The 16992-nt window shown below is 71.7% G+C and carries 18 protein-coding genes; 10 read left to right on the top strand and 8 right to left on the bottom strand.

What is annotated here, in order from left to right; all coding sequences use genetic code 11:
• Positions 1–13 precede the first annotated feature (13 nt).
• Entirely contained in the window at positions 14–1255 is a 1242-nt protein-coding gene (locus IO20_RS0121105) for an FG-GAP-like repeat-containing protein (RefSeq protein ID WP_030548561.1), read from the bottom strand.
• Positions 1256–1343: 88 nt separating this feature from the next.
• Positions 1344–2147: a 2-cyclohexenylcarbonyl CoA isomerase gene (gene chcB / locus IO20_RS0121100; RefSeq protein ID WP_030548559.1), complete on the bottom strand. Its 804-nt coding sequence runs from the start codon at positions 2145–2147 to the stop codon at positions 1344–1346.
• A gap of 311 nt (positions 2148–2458) precedes the next feature.
• Here chcB and IO20_RS38740 point away from each other — a divergent pair, with 311 nt between their 5' ends.
• Positions 2459–2626: a DUF3117 domain-containing protein gene (locus IO20_RS38740; protein ID WP_078945926.1), complete on the top strand. Its 168-nt coding sequence runs from the start codon at positions 2459–2461 to the stop codon at positions 2624–2626.
• A gap of 94 nt (positions 2627–2720) precedes the next feature.
• On the opposite strand, the gene IO20_RS0121090 is transcribed toward IO20_RS38740, so the two are convergent.
• Complete coding sequence (locus IO20_RS0121090; protein ID WP_078623435.1) at positions 2721–3386, bottom strand: O-methyltransferase; 666 nt, start codon at positions 3384–3386, stop codon at positions 2721–2723.
• A 142-nt stretch (positions 3387–3528) separates the two neighbouring features.
• Between IO20_RS0121090 and sigE the strand changes: the two genes are divergently transcribed.
• The 5 genes from sigE (at position 3529) to IO20_RS0121065 (ending at position 8312) form a co-directional block, all read left to right on the top strand.
• On the top strand, positions 3529–4287 hold the full coding sequence (gene sigE, locus IO20_RS0121085; protein ID WP_078623434.1) for an RNA polymerase sigma factor SigE: 759 nt from the start codon (positions 3529–3531) through the stop codon (positions 4285–4287).
• Positions 4284–5174 (top strand): anti-sigma factor family protein, encoded by an 891-nt coding sequence (locus IO20_RS0121080; protein ID WP_030548557.1) that lies wholly within the window; start codon positions 4284–4286, stop codon positions 5172–5174. Before sigE ends, IO20_RS0121080 begins: the two co-directional genes overlap by 4 nt.
• Positions 5175–5251: 77 nt before the next feature.
• Positions 5252–7039 carry a trypsin-like peptidase domain-containing protein gene (locus tag IO20_RS0121075; protein WP_030548555.1) on the top strand — a complete coding sequence of 596 codons (1788 nt, stop codon included), beginning with the start codon at positions 5252–5254 and terminating at the stop codon, positions 7037–7039.
• 91 nt (positions 7040–7130) lie between these two features.
• Positions 7131–7610 carry a sec-independent translocase gene (locus IO20_RS0121070; protein WP_030548553.1) on the top strand — a complete coding sequence of 160 codons (480 nt, stop codon included), beginning with the start codon at positions 7131–7133 and terminating at the stop codon, positions 7608–7610.
• Positions 7611–7685: 75 nt separating this feature from the next.
• Positions 7686–8312: a hypothetical protein gene (locus IO20_RS0121065; RefSeq protein WP_030548552.1), complete on the top strand. Its 627-nt coding sequence runs from the start codon at positions 7686–7688 to the stop codon at positions 8310–8312.
• A 54-nt stretch (positions 8313–8366) separates the two neighbouring features.
• Here IO20_RS0121065 and IO20_RS0121060 read toward each other — a convergent pair whose 3' ends face one another.
• The 3 genes from IO20_RS0121060 to IO20_RS0121050 are packed head-to-tail and all read right to left on the bottom strand — an operon-like array spanning position 8367 to position 11387.
• Positions 8367–9500, bottom strand: a complete 1134-nt coding sequence (locus IO20_RS0121060; protein ID WP_030548549.1) for an Mrp/NBP35 family ATP-binding protein — start codon at positions 9498–9500, stop codon at positions 8367–8369.
• Between the two features lie 44 nt (positions 9501–9544).
• A complete protein-coding gene (locus tag IO20_RS0121055; protein ID WP_030548547.1) occupies positions 9545–10114 on the bottom strand; it encodes a DUF1003 domain-containing protein in 570 nt (189 codons plus the stop codon).
• Positions 10104–11387: a magnesium transporter MgtE N-terminal domain-containing protein gene (locus IO20_RS0121050; RefSeq protein ID WP_030548545.1), complete on the bottom strand. Its 1284-nt coding sequence runs from the start codon at positions 11385–11387 to the stop codon at positions 10104–10106. The genes IO20_RS0121055 and IO20_RS0121050 overlap by 11 nt, the downstream gene beginning before the upstream one ends.
• A gap of 359 nt (positions 11388–11746) precedes the next feature.
• On the opposite strand from IO20_RS0121050, the gene IO20_RS0121045 reads away from it, so the two are divergent.
• On the top strand, positions 11747–12505 hold the full coding sequence (locus tag IO20_RS0121045; protein WP_030548543.1) for a hypothetical protein: 759 nt from the start codon (positions 11747–11749) through the stop codon (positions 12503–12505).
• Positions 12506–12519: 14 nt separating this feature from the next.
• Here the strand turns inward: IO20_RS0121045 and IO20_RS0121040 are convergent, their stop codons facing one another.
• Complete coding sequence (locus IO20_RS0121040) at positions 12520–13017, bottom strand: hypothetical protein (RefSeq protein WP_030548541.1); 498 nt, start codon at positions 13015–13017, stop codon at positions 12520–12522.
• 39 nt (positions 13018–13056) lie between these two features.
• Positions 13057–14184: a magnesium and cobalt transport protein CorA gene (locus IO20_RS0121035; protein WP_030548539.1), complete on the bottom strand. Its 1128-nt coding sequence runs from the start codon at positions 14182–14184 to the stop codon at positions 13057–13059.
• A 426-nt stretch (positions 14185–14610) separates the two neighbouring features.
• On the opposite strand from IO20_RS0121035, the gene IO20_RS0121030 reads away from it, so the two are divergent.
• The 3 genes from IO20_RS0121030 (at position 14611) to IO20_RS0121020 (ending at position 16964) form a co-directional block, all read left to right on the top strand.
• Entirely contained in the window at positions 14611–15195 is a 585-nt protein-coding gene (locus IO20_RS0121030) for a suppressor of fused domain protein (RefSeq protein ID WP_030548537.1), read from the top strand.
• Positions 15196–15337: 142 nt separating this feature from the next.
• The gene (locus IO20_RS0121025; protein WP_030548532.1) at positions 15338–15976 is read left to right on the top strand and encodes a DUF6758 family protein; all 639 of its coding nucleotides are present in this window, start codon (positions 15338–15340) and stop codon (positions 15974–15976) included.
• Between the two features lie 124 nt (positions 15977–16100).
• Entirely contained in the window at positions 16101–16964 is an 864-nt protein-coding gene (locus IO20_RS0121020; protein WP_030548530.1) for a PHP domain-containing protein, read from the top strand.
• Positions 16965–16992 lie beyond the last annotated feature (28 nt).

The raw sequence follows: 16992 nt of genomic DNA, 5'->3' as shown, positions 1-16992 counted from the left end.
TTCACGAAGAGGGTCAGAAGGCGTAGTGCGTGGTCCGGATCGAGGCGAGGGTCCACGGGGCGCGGAGGTGCCCGTCCCCGGTGCCGTTGTAGACGCGGAGGCGGTTCCGGTCCCTCGTGTCGGGGTCCGGGGTGTGCGCGACGATGTCGGCCTTGCCGTCACCGTTGACATCTCCGATGCCGGCCAGTTCCCCCAGGGAGTTCCAGCCACCGGTGCCGATGATCGTGCGCGCGCCGAACCAGCCGCGCCCGTTGCCCGGGTAGAGCCAGAGCCTGCCGGCCGTGTCGCGGGCGACGAGGTCGGCCCTGCCGTCCGTGTTCATGTCTCCGGCGCCGACGAGCTCGTTGATCGCCTTCCAGCCGCCGCCGACCATCTTGCGGGCACCGAACCAGCCGCGCCCGTTGCCCGGGTACGTCCACAGGACGCCGTCGCCGTCGGAGGCGAGCAGGTCGCCCTTGCCGTCCCCGGTCAGGTCTCCGACGGCGGCCAGGTCGCGCATGGTGTTCCAGCCGCCGCCGATCTTGACGCGGGGCTTGAACAGGCCCCGGCCGGTTCCGGGGTAGCGCCAGAGGACGCCGGAGCGGTCGCGGGCGAAGACGTCCTCGTTGCCGTCGCCGTCGTAATCCCCGTGCCGGACCAGCTTGGTCATGGTGCTCCAGTCGCCGCCGACGAGCTGGGGGTTGCTCCCGCTGGTGTAGTCGTGGGACACCCACAGCTGGCTGACCATGTTGCGGGTGACCACGTCGGCGAAGCCGTCACCGTTGAGGTCGCCGAAGTCGCCCGTCGCGGGCAGCGTCGCGGGACGGCGGTTGACGAGGTCGTACATGCCCGGGTAGCGGCCCTCGGTCCCGCAGAAATCGTCGGCGTCGGGGCCGATGTCGACGGAGCTGACCGCCCGGTCCAGCTCGGGGTGGGCGCTCTCGTCGAAGGACTCCGAGAAGTAGGAGTGCGTGGCGCCCTCCGGGTCGAGGCCCGGCTTCGGGTGGAGGCAGATCGCGTCGCTGTATCCGGGCAGCTTGACGACGTACGAGCGGATGCGGTTGTCCCAGGAGCCGAGTGCCGGCATCGGCTTCCGGATCACGATCATGTCGCCCTGGTGCAGCGGCTGGCTGAAGCCGCACACGGCGTTGTCGGGACACCGGTCCCAGCCGTCGGAGGCCCGTGCCGGCGAGGACAGGGCGGTGGCGGACAGGCCCAGGGCCACACCCGTCGTGAGCGCGCCGCGAAGAAGGCGCGCGGAAGGGTCGGGACGCACGGAACCCCCCAGGTGAATGTGCGTACGAAATGGTGAGCGGATCCTATAGACGCGCCCACCAGTCGTACGAGCGGGTTCCCGTCCCGGCTCAGCGGCCCAGGTACTTCGGCTTCTCCTTGGCGATGAAGGCGCGTACCGCGATCGTGTGGTCCTCCGACGAGCCCGCCAGGGTCTGGAGCTCGTCCTCCTTGTCCAGGGCCTCGGCGAGCGAGTGGTCGGCGCCGTAGGCGAGGGACTCCTTCACGGCCGCGTACGCCACGGTCGGGCCCTCGGCGAGGGTCCTGGCCACCTTCTCGGCCTCGGCGGCCAGGTCGGCGGCCGGGACGAGACGGTTCACGATGCCGAGCTCGTACGCCTCCTGGGCGCTGACCGAGCGCGGGAAGAGCAGCAGGTCGGACGCCCGACTGGCGCCGATGAGCCGGGGCAGCGTCCAGGACACGCCCGAGTCGGCGGTGAGCGCGACGCCCGCGAAGGAGGTGTTGAACGAGGCCGTGTCGGCGACCACCCGGTAGTCCGCCGCGAGCGCGAAGCCGAAGCCGGCCCCCGCCGCGACGCCGTTCACGCCGGCCACCACGGGCTTCCGCATGCCCGCGAGCGCCTTGGTGATCGGGTTGTAGTGGTCGCGGACCGTGTTCATGGTCACGCTCGTGCCGTTCTCCTGGTCCGCCATGAGCAGACCCACGTGTTCCTTCAGGTCCTGGCCGACGCAGAACGCCCGCTCGCCCGCCGCGGTGAGCAGCACCGCCCGTACGGCGGGGTCGGCGGCGGCCGTCTCGACCGCGTCCCGGAGGGCGACCTTCGCGGCCACGTTCATGGCGTTCATGGCCTCGGGCCGGTTGAGCGTGATGGTGGCGAGTCCGTCGCTCACTTCGTACAGGACCGTGTCGGCCATCGGGTTCCCTTCGCCTCTTCGCGTGGTGGACAAGGCCAGCATGGCGGAGATCACCCGCACCGCCCATGTGAGCTGCGTCAAAGATTCTGGGGACCCGGCCGGACGCCGAGCGGCGAAGTATCGCAGGCTGATCGCCGAAATGTGTGGTTTTGAGAGAGCGCGTTGCGCAAGCGATGCCATTCGATGTTGGTCATCGGGTCCTGCCATGCGGGATAATGACCTGGAAGCAATGTGTTCGAAGCCGGTGACCGTGCTCCACATCACGGAGCTGCCCGGCCGACAAAGAGCTGGTTTCAGGAAGGGGAACAAGCATGGCGGCCATGAAGCCGCGGACGGGTGACGGCCCGCTCGAGGTGACCAAGGAGGGGCGGGGCATCGTCATGCGCGTTCCGCTCGAAGGCGGCGGTCGGCTTGTCGTCGAGCTGACCCCGGACGAGGCGGCGGCGCTGGGCGACGCCCTGAAGAAGGTCGTCGGCTGACCCGACTCTCCACGATTTCCCACCGCTGCCCCGGTACGGCCCGCCCGTACCGGGGCAGCGGTGCGTCCGGGGTGCGGACCGGGTGGAAGGTGCGTCAGCCGCGGCGGACGGCGCAGAGCAGGCCGTCGCCCACCGGCAGCAGCGAGGGGACGAACTCCTGGCTCTCCCGCACCGCGCGCAGCAGCTCGCGGACCCGCTGGACCTCCGCGGGCTGGGCCCCCGAGTCGACCGTGCGGCCGTCCGCGAAGACGCCTTCGAAGCAGACGAGACCCCCGGGCCGCAGCAGGCGCAACGATTCAGCGAGGTAGTCCAGGTACTCCAGGCGGTCGCCGTCGCAGAAGACGAGGTCGTACCCGCCGTCCGCGAGACGCGGCAGGACGTCCAGGGCGCGGCCGGGGATGAACCTGGCCCGGTTGCCGGCGAAGCCCGCCGCCCGGAACGCCGTCTTGGCGAACTGCTGCCGCTCCGGCTGGAGGTCCACCGTCGTCAGGACGCCGTCCGGCCGCATCCCGAGCAGCAGGTAGATGCCCGACACGCCCGTGCCGGTTCCGATCTCGGCCACCGCCTTGGCGTCCGCCGTCGCGGCGAGCAGGCGCAGCGCCCCACCGGTGCCCGGAGACACCGAGGGCAGCCCTGCCTCCCTGGCCCGCTCGCGGGCCCAGCGCAGAGCATCGTCCTCGGCGACAAAGGCGTCGGCGAACGACCAGCTCGTCTGCCGGTTGGCGGTAATGGCCCTCTCCTGTCCCCGTAGTTGACGCAACGGTGACTGTATCCGCTGTCAGCGGGAACCCGCAGATGGGACCGTGCGTTCAGCAGGGGTAGGGCGCGACAGGGGACAGCCGGGCGGCCGGGTCCCAAATTCGCGTAAAGATTCTTATCCGGAGCTAACGGGCGAGGTGGCTATGGTAGGGGCTCCACTGGACACCACCAGAGCCGACAGGGGAGGTGCGGCTGCGCCTGTGGATCGGGGAGGAGTGCTTCGGCGTCTTCTCAGGTCGGCGGGTGAGCCGAAATCCGTGACCGACACCGCTGACCGTTTCCGCACCACCGACTCCGCTCCCACCACCGCGACCTTCGCATCGGATGCGGAATCGCAGGCGTGGACTCCGCCCACATGGGAGGAGATCGTCAGCACGCACAGTGGTCGGGTCTACCGTCTCGCCTACCGCCTCACGGGCAATCAGCACGACGCCGAGGACCTCACCCAGGAGGTCTTCGTCCGCGTCTTCCGCTCGCTGTCGACGTACACGCCGGGCACCTTCGAGGGCTGGCTGCACCGCATCACCACCAACCTCTTCCTCGACATGGTCCGTCGCAAGCAGCGCATCCGCTTCGACGCGCTCGCCGACGACGCGGCCGAGCGGCTGCCCAGCCGCGAGCCCTCGCCGCAGCAGGTCTTCAACGACACGCACTTCGACGCCGACGTGCAGCAGGCCCTCGACACCCTCGCGCCGGAGTTCCGGGCGGCCGTCGTCCTCTGCGACATCGAAGGACTGTCGTACGAGGAGATCGCCGCGACCCTCGGCGTGAAGCTCGGCACCGTCCGCAGCCGCATCCACCGCGGCCGCTCCCACCTGCGCAAGGCGCTCAAGCACCGCTCGCCCGAGGCACGGGCGGAGCGTGCCCTGGCCTCCGTCGGATGGGAGGCAGGGACAGCGTGAGCCTCACTCGCCCTTCGTCACCGACCCCCGCGGAACAGCATCTCGGGGACCGGCTGGCCGCGCTCGTCGACGGCGAACTCGGTCACGACGCCCGTGAGCGGGTCCTCGCCCACCTCGCGACCTGCGCCCGCTGCAAGGCGGAGGCCGACGCGCAGCGCACCCTCAAGAGCGTCTTCGCCTCCGCGGCGCCCCCGCCGCCCTCCGAGGGCTTTCTCGCCCGGCTCCAGGGCCTCCCCGGGGGTCCCGGCGAACCGGGAGCCCCCGGCGGACCGCGCAGCCCCCTGGAGCAGTTGCTCGGCGCGGGCGGAGTGAAGTCCGACGGCTTCGCCACGGCCGCCGTCGTCACCCCTGAGCCCCCACGCACCGGCTTCCGCATCCACGAGGTCGGTGACCGCGCGTCGGGACCATCCGGGCGCGGGCGGCGCTTCGCCTTCGCGGCGGCGAGCGCGGTGTCGTTCGCGGCCATCGCCCTCGGCGGCACCCTGCCCCTTGACGCCTCGGTGAACGCGAGCGGACGCGGCGGCCAGGGCGCGGGCACCGCGGTGACCCCGCTCCGTGCCACCGCGACAGGACCCGGCGGCGGCACACCCGTCACCAGGGGCGCCCGGTCCGGCGACCGCTCGGGCGCCCAGTCCGTGGACGCCGCACAGGTGTCTCCCACCGCTCCGCTGTCTCCTGTCGCCCCGGCGGCGGCCGGGACTCCGGGCACCGCCCCCATGGGCGCGTTCCACCCGGACGTGGTGAGCCTCCACAGGCGCGCCCCGCAGCCGCTGTCGGCCCTCTCGCCGTTCATACGACCGACGAGTCCGGTCCTTCAGCTCGCCCTCGCCCCGGGGCCCAGCCCGGCGCCGAGCCCGGCGGCGACGCCGCTCGGCTCCCCCCGCTGAGCCGCGACCTGGTTGAATCCAGGGACAGGGGCGCCCGACCCAGGGGCGCGGACGGGTCAGCGGGTTGCGGGGAGAGCATGAACAACGGGAAGCCGAACTGGTGGAGCCGGCCTTCGAGCGCACCGGAGGCCGCACGGATACCCTCGCCGCCGCCGGCCGACGGAGACGGCGACTTTCCGCTGCCCGCGCCGCAGCCGCCGACCGGAAGCCCGGTGGGCGGCCCGGCGGACGCGTCGGATGCCCCGGTCGCCCCGCCGGTGACGGATGTGACGGATGTGACGGATGTGGCGGGCGAGGCGGGCTCCTCGGCCCCGCCCGCCGCCGCCGAGGCCGCCGACATCCCCGGGCCCGCCCCCGCGCCCCCCGTGCTGCTCACCAAGTCCGATCCTCCCGCACCGGCGCCCGAGGCCCCGACGGCAGGGGCTCCGGCGCCCGAGGCCGCCTCGGGCGCGCAGCCCGCGCCCCAGCCTCTGCACGCCCCCGACGAGTACCGGACGCCGCCCTACGGGGAGCCCGGACCCTGGGCGCCCGCCCCGCCCGTACAGCGCCCGCCGGCGCCCGTACCGCCACAGCAGGCCCACATGCCCCCCGTACCGCCGCAGCCCTATCCGCAGCCGCACCCGCAGCCCCAGCCCCAGCCCCACAACGTCGGCATGCCGCCGCAGGCCGCCGGCGCGCCCTGGACGCAGTACGACCCCTGGGGGGCCGACGGCGCCGGGCTTCCGCCCGTGCCCGCCAAGAAGAAGAAGTCCCGCAAGGGGCTCGCCGTCGCGGGAGCGCTCGTGTTCGCGCTCGTCACCGGAGTCATCGGCGGCGGGGTCGGCGCGTACGTCGAGCGCAACGGCGGCATCAGCACCGTCGAGCTGCCGCAGGCGGACGCCGGGGACACCGGACGGGCGCCCGACAGCGTGGCCGGGATCGCGGCCAGCGCCCTGCCCGGCGTGGTCACCCTGCACGTCAAGGGCGGCGGCTCGTCCGGCACCGGCACCGGCTTCGTGCTGGACACCAAGGGCCACATCCTCACCAACAACCACGTCGTCGACGCGGCCGAGTCCTCCGGGGACATCTCGGTGACCTTCTCCAGCGGCGAGACCGCCCGCGCCAAGCTCGTCGGCAAGGACAGCGGCTACGACCTGGCCGTCGTCCAGGTCACCGGCGTCTCCGGCCTCAAGCCGCTGCCGCTCGGCAACTCCGACAACGTCCGCGTCGGTGATCCCGTCGTCGCCATCGGCGCCCCCTTCGACCTCTCCAACACGGTCACCTCCGGCATCATCAGCGCCAAGGAGCGCCCGATCACGGCGGGCGGCGAGAAGGGCGACGGCAGCGACATCAGCTACGTCGACGCCCTGCAGACCGACGCGCCCATCAACCCCGGAAACTCCGGTGGCCCACTTCTCGACTCCAAGGCCCGGGTCGTCGGCATCAACAGCGCGATCCGCGCGGCCGGCGGCGGGTCCGGCGAGGGCGAGGGCGGCGGCGGACAGGCCGGTTCCATCGGTCTCGGTTTCGCCATACCGATCAACCAGGGCAAGCGCGTCGCCGAGGAGCTCATCAACACCGGCAAGGCCACCCACCCCGTCATCGGTGTGAGCCTCGACATGCAGTTCAACGGCGACGGCGCCCGTGTGGGAGAGAAGGGCAAGGACGGTTCCGCCGCCGTCACGCCCGGCGGCCCTGCGGCCAAGGCGGGCCTCCGACCCGGCGACGTCATCACCAAGGTGGACGGCCAGCGGGTGCACAACGGCGAGGAACTGATCGTGAAGATCCGCGCCCACCGCCCCGGCGACCGGCTGGAACTCACCCTGACCCGTGACGGCAAAGAACTGACGAAGACGCTGACGCTCGGGTCCTCGCAGGGCACCTGAGTGCCATGCGGCGGACACCGGAAGGTACCCGTCCGGCGGTTTCGGCGGGTACCGTGGACCGGGCCCTTGACCGGCATGAAGGAGCTACTAGGTGTTCAGCGACATAGGCGCACTCGAGCTGGTGACGCTCGTGGTCCTCGCCGTGCTCGTCTTCGGGCCGGACAAGCTCCCGAAGGTCATCCAGGACGTCTCGCGCTTCATCCGGAAGGTCCGTGACTTCTCCGACAGCGCCAAGGCGGACATCCGCAGCGAGCTGGGCCCGGAGTTCAAGGACTTCGAGTTCGAGGACCTCAACCCCAAGACGTTCCTGCGCAAGCAGCTGGACCAGAACGAGGACCTCAAGGAGCTGCGCGGCAGCTTCGACCTCAAGAAGGAGATGAACGACGTCGCCGACGCGGTGCACGGCCGCGAGCCGCAGCCCTCGGCCGTCAACGGCGCCGTGGTCAACGGCTCCCCGCCGAACGGTCTCCCGGCGACCGGTTCCGCCGCCGGCGGCACCCCGGACCTGCTGAAGAAGCAGGACAAGTCAGACACCCCCGAGCGTCCGCCGTACGACTCCGACGCGACCTGACGACGGGCTGTCACCGACCCGATGCGTCGCGGTGGCTATCCTCGCCTGTGTTGACGGAACGAGGAGGCGGCCTAGATGGAGACCACGAGTCGGGTGGAGGGCGTACCCACGGCCCGGCGGACCGCCGAGGGGTATCTGCGCGCGCCCTTCGCCTGGTACGGCCTCGACGAGGCGTTCACCGGGCCCCGCTGGCTGATGCAGGTCGGTACGGCGGCGGACGGCAGCGTGCAGCACGGGTCGACCGGGCACGGTGACGCGCCGTCCATAAAGTCGGACGCGAGCGCCGCGGAGAAGGAGCGGTTCGCGGTCGTGGTGACGGTCGCGGCGAGCCCGGTACGCCGGACCGGTGACGGGACCGGCGTCCTCGACGCCACCACCGTCTCCTCCGCCGCCTGGCTGGCCGGCTCGGGGCTGCTCGTCCACACCTGGCCCGCCTCGCTCGACCACGCGACGCGCGACAACTGGCTGGACCAGCAGACCGAGACGGCCTTCGAGCTGGCCGACGACCTCGAAGGACCCGAGTGGTCGACGCTGTCGCTGCCGGTGGACGGCGTGCCGATGCCGTTCCACTACCGGGAGTCCGAGTTCGGCTGGGTCCTCGCCGGATCCGCGACGGGCGTCCACCTGGGTGCGTACGGGCGTGGGATGAGCGCGTACGGGCTCGGGTTCTCGCAGATCAAGGATCTCGACGCGTACGCCTGACGGCATGACAAAGGGCGCCCCCGCGGGGGCGCCCTCGGTTCGTCAGCGCGAAACTCAGAACTTGTTGCGGGGCGTGATGCCCAGGCTCATGCCCGAGAGGCCGCGCGCGCGGCCGCCCAGCTTGCCGGCGATCGCGCGGAGGGCCGCGCCCGCCGGGGAGTCCGGGTCGGACAGGACGACCGGCTTGCCCTCGTCGCCGCCCTCGCGGAGCCGTACGTCGATCGGGATCGAGCCGAGGACCGGGACCGTCGCGCCCGTGGTCCGGGTGAGGCCGTCCGCGACCCGCTGGCCGCCGCCCGTGCCGAACACGTCGACCATCTCGTCGCAGTGCGGACACGGCAGGCCCGCCATGTTCTCGACGACGCCGACGATCTTCTGGTGGGTCTGGACGGCGATCGAACCGGCCCGCTCGGCGACCTCCGCCGCCGCCTGCTGCGGAGTGGTGACGACCAGGATCTCCGCGTTGGGGACGAGCTGCGCGACCGAGATCGCGATGTCGCCCGTGCCCGGCGGCAGGTCGAGCAGGAGGACGTCCAGGTCGCCCCAGTACACGTCCGCGAGGAACTGCTGGAGCGCGCGGTGCAGCATCGGGCCGCGCCACACCACCGGGGCGTTGCCCGGCGTGAACATGCCGATGGAGATGACCTTCACGCCGTGCGCGGACGGCGGCATGATCATGTTCTCGACCTGGGTCGGACGCCCGTCCGCCCCCAGCATCCGCGGCACGCTGTGACCGTAGATGTCGGCGTCGACGACACCGACCTTCAGCCCGTCGGCGGCCATCGCCGCGGCCAGGTTCACGGTCACGGAGGACTTGCCGACACCGCCCTTGCCGGAGGCCACCGCGTACACCCGGGTCAGCGACCCGGGCTTCGCGAACGGCACCTCGCGCTCGGCGCTCGTGCCGCGCAGCGCCGCCGCCAGCTCCTTGCGCTGCTCGTCGCTCATCACGTCGAGCGAGACGTCGACGCCGGTGACGCCCTCGACCCCGGAGACGGCGTCCGTCACGCGCTGCGTGATGGTGTCCCGCATCGGGCACCCGGAGACGGTCAGGTAGACCGTGACGGCGACCCTGCCGTCCGGTTCGATCTCCACCGACTTGACCATGCCGAGCTCAGTGATCGGTTTGTTGATCTCGGGGTCGTTCACCGTCGCCAGTGCTTCACGCACCGCGTCTTCCATAGCCATACCGACGATGGTACGGCGCCGACCACCGGCCCATGAAAGGCCTGTCAACGGTCGGGTACGTCACTTCCGTGGCTGTCGCCCGACGGGAATAGATCCCGGCGCTCCTCGAGCTCCCTGATGAGGTCCTGGAGCTCCGAGCGGATCCAGTCGCGCGTGGCGACCTCGCCGAGGCCCATCCGGAGCGCCGCGATCTCCCGGGTCAGGTACTCGGTGTCGGCGATCGACCGCTCGTTCTGCTTCCGGTCCTGTTCGAGATTGACCCGGTCCCGGTCGTCCTGCCGGTTCTGGGCGAGCAGGATCAGCGGCGCCGCGTACGAGGCCTGGAGGGACAGCGCGAGCGTCAGGAAGATGAACGGGTACTCGTCGAACTTCAGCGATCCCGGCGCGAAGATGTTCCACAGGACCCAGACGATGATCGTCAGCGTCATCCAGACGAGGAACCGGCCCGTCCCCAGGAAGCGGGCGATCCGCTCCGAGAGACGCCCGAAGGCCTCGGGGTCGTACTCCGGAAGGAACCGGGCCCGCCGCTCGCGCGGCAGGTCGAGCCGGATGCGGGGAACCGTCCGCTCGCGCTCCCGTTCGCGCTCCCGGTCCTGCGTCCGCTCAGCCGCCATGCCCCGCCCCCTCCTCGTGGAACTCGGTCTCCCGCCAGTCCTCCGGCAGCAGATGGTCGAGCACGTCGTCGACGGTGACCGCGCCGAGGAGCGAACCGCTCTCGTCCACGACCGGCGCCGCGACCATGTTGTACGCGGCGAGATAGCTGGTGACGGCGGGTAGCGGGGTGTCCGGGCCGAGCGGCGGCAGATCGCTGTCGACGAGCGAGCTGACCAGCGTGAACGGCGGGTCCCGGAGCAGCCGCTGGAAGTGCACCATCCCCAGGTACTTGCCCGTCGGCGTCTCGTCCGGCGGCCGGCACACGTAGACCTGCGCGGCGAGCGCCGGGGACAGGTCCTGCTGCCGCACCCGGGCGAGCGCGTCCGCGACCGTGGCGTCCGGTCGCAGCACGATCGGCTCGGTCGTCATCAGACCGCCCGCCGTGCGCTCCTCGTACGCCAGGAGCCGGCGCACGTCGGCCGCGTCGTCCGGCTGCATCAGGGTGAGGAGCCGCTCCTGGTCCTCCTCGGGGAGCTCGGACAGCAGGTCGGCCGCGTCGTCGGGGTCCATCGCCTCCAGGACGTCGGCCGCGCGCTCCTCCTTCAGCTTGCCGAGGATCTCGATCTGGTCGTCCTCCGGCAGCTCCTCGAGGACGTCGGCGAGCCGGTCGTCGTCGAGCGCGGCGGCCACCTCGGCGCGCCGCTTGGGGGAGAGGTGGTGCAGCGCGTTGGCGAGGTCGGCGGGGCGCAGCTTCTCGAAGGTGGCGAGGAGGCTCTCGGCGCCCTGCCCGTGCTCTTCGAGGGAGAAGCCGGTGACGGCGGACCACTCGACGGTCAGCGTCTCGCCCCTGCGGCTCAGCACCCCGCCCTTCCCCTTGCGGACGAAGACCTTGTCGATCTCCCAGTCGCGGCGGGCGGGCAGCTGCCGGATGGAGACGTCGAGGACGGTGACCTCCTCGCCCTCCTGCCCGCCGGGGCCCACCAGCCGGACCCGGCGGTCGAGGAGTTCGCCGAGGACGAGCCGCTCGGTGGGGCGCTGCTCGAAGCGGCGCATGTTGACGACGCCGGTGGTGATGACCTGTCCGGACTCGACGCCGGTGATCCGGGTCATCGGGACGAACACCCGGCGGCGGCTGAGGACCTCCACGACCATGCCGAGCAGCCGCGGCGGCCTGCGTCCGACGCGCAGCATCGCCACCAGGTCGCTGACGCGGCCGACCTGGTCGCCCACGGGGTCGAAGACGGGGACTCCCGCGAGGTGGGAGACGAAGATCCGGGGGGCGCCTGCCGCCATGCCACGCGCCTCCTCGGTGCCGCACGATTCGAGCCGATGCGGATCGACGCGGGTCCCCGTGGGTCGACGAGAGTCGACCCGGGCCCACGATGATCAGCAGGGCATTGCCTGGTTCAGGCTAGCTCGTGCCGTTCCGGCCCGCCCTGGCAGCACCTCCGTACGGCTGCCGCAGGATCGGTCTCGCGGCCCGGGTACGCTGCGGTCTGCCGTTCCCCCCCAGCTGTTCCCCCCTCCATCGGCTCCGGCACCGGACCCGGTCGTTCCGCCGGGCCGGGAGCGCGGTAGTCTCCCCGGCCCCGGCAGGTCCGTACGGACCTGCGGCCCGTCGGCTCCCCCCCACGACACGAGAGGCAGCGCAGATGACCGTTCGTACCCCGTCATCGCGTATCCGCAGGGCGGTCACGCCCCTGGCGCTCTGCGCCGGACTGGCGGTGGGACTCACGGCCTGCGCGGCCGATCCCGACGAGGGGACCAACGGGGTCGGGAGGCTCTCGGCGCCCGAGATCGAGGGCAAGGCGCGCTCCGCCGCGAACACGGCGAGGGCGGTACGGCTCGCCGGAACCCTGGTCAGCAAGGGCGACACGTTCAAGCTGAACATGCGCCTCAAGCAGGACGGCGCCACGGGTTCGGTGACGACGAAGAACAGCACCTTCGAGCTGCTGCGGGTCGGCGACGCGCTCTACCTGAAGGCCGACGCGGGCTTCTGGAGCCATGAGGCCCAGGGCGACGACACGCCGACGGACGCGGACACCGAAGCCGCCGACAAGCTCGACGACAAGTACGTGAAGGTGCCGCAGGGCGATCCCTCGTACAAGCAGCTCCGCGGCTTCACCGACATGGACCTGCTCCTCGACGGGCTGATCGGCCTGCACGGAGACAAGGTCAAGGGCGACCGGGACCAGATCGGCGGGATCCGTACGATCAAGGTCAAGGGCGGCCAGGGCGGCGACGGCGGCACCCTCGACGTGGCCCTTGAGGGCACCCCCTACCCGCTGCAGTTCGCGCGGGGCGGGGGAGCGGGCATCGTGGTGCTCTCCGAGTGGAACAAGGACTTCCCGCTCGCCGCGCCGTCGAAGGAGGAGACCCTCGACTACGGCAAGCAGCTGCCCCGGACGTGAAGTCCCGGCGCGGGCTAACGCCTGCGGCGCTTGAGCAGCAGCTTCGGGAGCCCGGACGGCACCGGGTCCCGGGTCGTGGCCCCGGAGGGCAGCGGTACGGCGGCCAGGGAGCCGTCAGGCAGCTCGGTGGTCGCCTCGCGCGGGTCGAGCCGCAGGACGCGGCATTCGCGCGCCCAGCGGCCCGTCATGGCCTCGCCGTCGGGCGCGTTGAGCCGCTTGCCCTTCAGCTCGGCGACCGCCGCGTCCCACTCCTCGGTGCCGGGGGGCAGTTCGCGTACGGCGGCCGTCCAGGCGACGAGCCGGCCGCCCTTGTCCTTGCTGCGGACCGTCACCTCGGCCGTACCGCCGTCCACCAGGCCGGGCAGCGGCTGCTCGCCGGGGCCGTCGCCGACGACGCACGCGGCGTCGTCGTGCCAGACGTGCCAGAGCGCGCGGGCGGGGCCGGTGCCGCGCACCCAGACGAGGCCGGACTTCTTGGTGGCCTCCTCGACGAGGAAGAGCTCTTCGGTCATGGCCCGAAGCCTAACGGCAGCCTTCCGGAGGCTGCCGTTCTACAGCCAGCCGTTGCGCTTGAGGGTGCGGTGGATGGTGAAGCAGATGACCACGATGCCGGTCAGCACCATCGGGTAGCCGTACTTCCAGTGCAGCTCGGGCATGTGGTCGAAGTTCATGCCGTAGACGCCGCAGACCGCCGTGGGGACGGCGACGATCGCCGCCCACGAGGTGATCTTGCGCATGTCCTCGTTCTGCGCGACGGTCGCCTGCGCGAGGTTGGCCTGGAGGATCGAGTTGAGGAGCTCGTCGAAGCCGACGACCTGCTCCTGGACGCGGGCGAGGTGGTCGGCGACGTCGCGGAAGTACTTCTGGATGTCGGGGTCGACGAGCCGCATGGGCCGCTCGCTGAGCAGCTGCATGGGGCGGAGCAGCGGCGTGACGGCGCGCTTGAACTCCAGCACCTCGCGCTTGAGCTGGTAGATCCGGCCGGTGTCGGCACCCCGGGTGGAGCCCTTCGCGGCCGGCGAGAAGACGTCGATCTCCAGCTGGTCGATGTCGAGTTCGACGGCGTCGGCGACCGCGATGTAGCCGTCGACGACGTGGTCGGCGATGGCGTGCAGCACGGCCGAGGGGCCTTTGGCGAGCAGTTCCGGCTCGCTCTGGAGGCGGTGCCGGAGGTTGCGCAGGGAGCCCTGGCCGCCGTGCCGGACGGTGATGACGAAGTCGGGGCCGGTGAAGCACATGACCTCGCCGGTCTCCACGACCTCGCTGGTCGCGGTGAGTTCGGCGTGCTCGACGTAGTGGATGGTCTTGAAGACGGTGAAGAGGGTGTCGTCGTACCGCTCCAGCTTGGGCCGCTGGTGGGCGTGGACGGCGTCCTCGACGGCGAGCGGGTGCAACCCGAACTCGGCGGCGATACCGGCGAATTCGGCTTCGGTGGGCTCGTGCAGGCCGATCCAGGCGAAGCCGCCGCTCTCCCGCACCTGGCGCATCGCGCCCCGGGGCGTGAGGCATTCGCTGTCGTCGACGCGGCGCCCGTCGCGGTAGACGGCGCAGTCGACCACGGCGCTGGAGGCCGAGTGGTCGCGGGTGGGGTCGTACGAGGTGTAGGTGGTGGGGGTCTTGCGCAGGGGGTGCCGCAGGCTCGGGCGGACGGCTGCGCGCAGGTCACGGATCATCGACATGGGCATGCTCCTTCACGGAGAGGCCGCCGGCGAGCGTGGAACAGCCCGGAATGGGGACGTGGAGCTACGTCGTCCACAAAGCGGGCGGCACCGAGAGGTCGCGGTGACGGCGTTCGCTACAGACAGGCAAAGGCGAGATGCTCTTCCGTCGTGCGAGATGCCGGGGAGAGGGGTCCGTCCGGAGGAGGACCGGAATCACCGGAGAGTCGTACGCACCGGGCTGGGGTGCGGGGCGGAAGAGCGACTGGTACTGCCCGACCGACTTCGGTCCATCGCAGCCCCACCTCCTCCGGCCGGTCCCTCGTGAGGGATGACGTGTGACGAGTAGTCAGGAGTTCGGGACTCCCGACCAGCGGCCAAGACTATCAGCCGACAGAGGGTCAATCCCTTCCTTTGCCCGTTCCATACGCGCTTTATGCTCGACTCATGGGACAAGTTCTTGCTCTGGTCGAGGCCCGGTTGCGTACGGCGCTCGGTGAACCGGACGCGCGGGCCGCGGTGACGTTTCTCGGCACGGACCGGATCGAGGTACTCCGCTTCATCGACGGAGATCTCGTGCGGTACGCGACGCTCGGTATGTCGGCCCAGCCGATGGCCGACCCGACCGCCGCGCTCGCCGACCCGGTGAAGGGCCCGCGCGCCGAGCTCGTCCTGACGGTACGGGCCGGACTCGCCGACACCGACAAGGTGCTGCGCCCGCTCGCCGTCCTCGCCTCCACCCCTCAGGTCGAGGGCGTCATCGTCGCCCCCGGCGCCTCGCTCGACGTCGGCGAGCCGCTCTGGCCGGGCGCCGCGTTCAGCTCGGTGCTCGTCGCCGAGTCCGGCGGCCTGGTCGAGGACCTGGAACTCGACGAGCCCATGGACCCGGTGCGTTTCCTGCCGCTGCTCCCGATGACCTCGAACGAGGCCGCGTGGAAGCGGGTGCACGGGGCCCAGGCACTGGAGGAGCGCTGGCTGGCGAAGGGCACCGACCTGCGCGATCCGCTGCGCCGGTCCGTGGACCTGGACTGAGCGCCGGGCCGCCGCGCGGGCACGCGTGTCCGGGCCGGGCACGGATCCGCCCGGCGACCCAGGGTGAACGGCACGGGCCGGACGGGTGATCGTCCGTGGTCGTCCTTGACGCCGGGCCCTGGGGGTAGGACCGTTGAGCCCTATGAGGGGCGAACCCAGTTGTCCGAAGTGTGGTGGCCGGGTCAGGGCGCCCGGGCTGTTCGCCGACTCCTGGCAGTGCGACGTGCACGGCGCGGTGCACCCGCTCCAGCCCGTGATCCCGCCCAGTGTCGAGGCTCTCGGCGTCGTCGTGCACCGGTCCCAGGTGCCGGTGTGGATGCCGTGGCCCCTGCCCGTCGGCTGGCTCTTCACCGGAGTGGCGTACGCCGGTGACGACCGCAGCGGAGGCCGGGCGACCGCCGTGGCCTGCTCGGGACCGGGACCGCTCGGCGGAATCGGGGAGCTGCTGCTGATCGCGGAGGAGCTCGGAGTCGGCCTAGGCGCGCGGTACGCCGGCATCGACGGCCCCGATCCGGGTCCCGGCATGGCGATCGACAGGCCCCCGCAGACGAAGGTGCTCGCCGCCGGGCGACCCACCCCGCTCTGGCACGTCAACGGCACGCCCCACGACCGCGCGGTCTTCGCGGGGGAGGCGCGCGGCCTCTGGCTGTGGGCGATCGTCTGGCCCGAGCAGTCCGGCCTCCTGATGTACGACGAGCTGGTCCTGACGGACCTGAGGGACGCCGGCGCCGAGGTCGAACTGCTGCCGTGCGGGGCGCTGACACCGAGGCTGCTCGGTTAGACCTGTCTTCGGGACGAGGCCGGATGAGGCCGGATCGGGTCGTGACGTTCCGTACGGGCGTGTTCGATTCGCCCGTTATGCTGGAGCGTCCCCTCGTCCGTGCCGAGTTCCTGGAGTCCGCGTCGTGCGCATCGATCTGCACACCCACTCCACGGCGTCCGACGGTACGGACTCCCCGGCCGAACTCGTACGGAACGCCGCGGCCGCCGGACTCGACGTCGTCGCCCTCACGGACCACGACACCACCCGCGGCCACGCCGAGGCGATCGAGGCGTTGCCCGAGGGACTGACCCTCGTCACCGGCGCCGAGCTGTCCTGCCGGATCGACGGCATCGGCCTGCACATGCTCGCCTACCTCTTCGACCCCCTGGAGCCAGCGCTCCTCGCCGAGCGCGAGCTCGTCAGGGACGACCGGGTGCCGCGCGCGCGGACCATGGTCGGCAAGCTCCAGGAGCTCGGCGTCCCCGTCACCTGGGAGCAGGTCGCACGGATCGCGGGCGACGGTTCCGTGGGCCGCCCGCACATCGCGGAGGCCCTCGTCGAGCTCGGCGTCGTCCCCGACGTGTCGGGGGCGTTCACCCCCGAGTGGCTCGCCGACGGCGGCCGGGCGTACGCCGAGAAGCACGAACTGGACCCGGTCGACGCGATCCGCTTGGTCAAGGCGGCCGGCGGCGTCACCGTCTTCGCGCACCCGCTCGCCGTCAAGCGCGGCCAGGTACTGCCCGAGGCCTCGATAGCCCGGCTCGCCGAGGCCGGGCTCGACGGCATCGAGGTCGACCACATGGACCACGACGAGGCGACGCGCGCACGGCTGCGCGGGCTCGCGAAGGAGCTCGGTCTGCTGGCCACGGGCTCCAGCGACTACCACGGCAGCCGCAAGACCTGCCGCCTCGGCGAGTACACGACGGACCCCGAGATCTACGGCGAGATCACCCGCCGCGCCGCCGGGGCCTTCCCCGTGCCCGGCGCGGGGGGAATCACCGTCTAGGGCCCGGTCCGAAGGACAGGCCTGATCG

Origin of the sequence: Streptomyces exfoliatus (assembly GCF_000725545.1) — a bacterium.
GTDB lineage: Bacteria > Actinomycetota > Actinomycetes > Streptomycetales > Streptomycetaceae > Streptomyces > Streptomyces exfoliatus.
Note: the sequence above shows the minus strand (reverse complement) of the source record. Positions and strands in the feature narration are given on the sequence as shown.

Bases quoted from the DNA above. Each gene is read 5' to 3' on its own strand.
- IO20_RS0121055 (WP_030548547.1), bottom strand. From the start codon at position 10,114: ATGGCGGCTGAGCGGACGCAGGACCGGGAGCGCGAACGGGAGCGCGAG.
- chcB (WP_030548559.1), bottom strand. From the start codon at position 2,147: ATGGCCGACACGGTCCTGTACGAAGTGAGCGACGGACTCGCCACCATC.
- IO20_RS0121060 (WP_030548549.1), bottom strand. From the start codon at position 9,500: ATGGCTATGGAAGACGCGGTGCGTGAAGCACTGGCGACGGTGAACGAC.
- IO20_RS38740 (WP_078945926.1), top strand. From the start codon at position 2,459: ATGGCGGCCATGAAGCCGCGGACGGGTGACGGCCCGCTCGAGGTGACC.
- IO20_RS0121075 (WP_030548555.1), top strand. From the start codon at position 5,252: ATGAACAACGGGAAGCCGAACTGGTGGAGCCGGCCTTCGAGCGCACCG.
- IO20_RS0121025 (WP_030548532.1), top strand. From the start codon at position 15,338: ATGAGGGGCGAACCCAGTTGTCCGAAGTGTGGTGGCCGGGTCAGGGCG.
- IO20_RS0121040 (WP_030548541.1), bottom strand. From the start codon at position 13,017: ATGACCGAAGAGCTCTTCCTCGTCGAGGAGGCCACCAAGAAGTCCGGC.
- sigE (WP_078623434.1), top strand. From the start codon at position 3,529: ATGGTAGGGGCTCCACTGGACACCACCAGAGCCGACAGGGGAGGTGCG.
- IO20_RS0121030 (WP_030548537.1), top strand. From the start codon at position 14,611: ATGGGACAAGTTCTTGCTCTGGTCGAGGCCCGGTTGCGTACGGCGCTC.
- IO20_RS0121035 (WP_030548539.1), bottom strand. From the start codon at position 14,184: ATGTCGATGATCCGTGACCTGCGCGCAGCCGTCCGCCCGAGCCTGCGG.
- IO20_RS0121045 (WP_030548543.1), top strand. From the start codon at position 11,747: ATGACCGTTCGTACCCCGTCATCGCGTATCCGCAGGGCGGTCACGCCC.
- IO20_RS0121065 (WP_030548552.1), top strand. From the start codon at position 7,686: ATGGAGACCACGAGTCGGGTGGAGGGCGTACCCACGGCCCGGCGGACC.
- IO20_RS0121050 (WP_030548545.1), bottom strand. From the start codon at position 11,387: ATGGCGGCAGGCGCCCCCCGGATCTTCGTCTCCCACCTCGCGGGAGTC.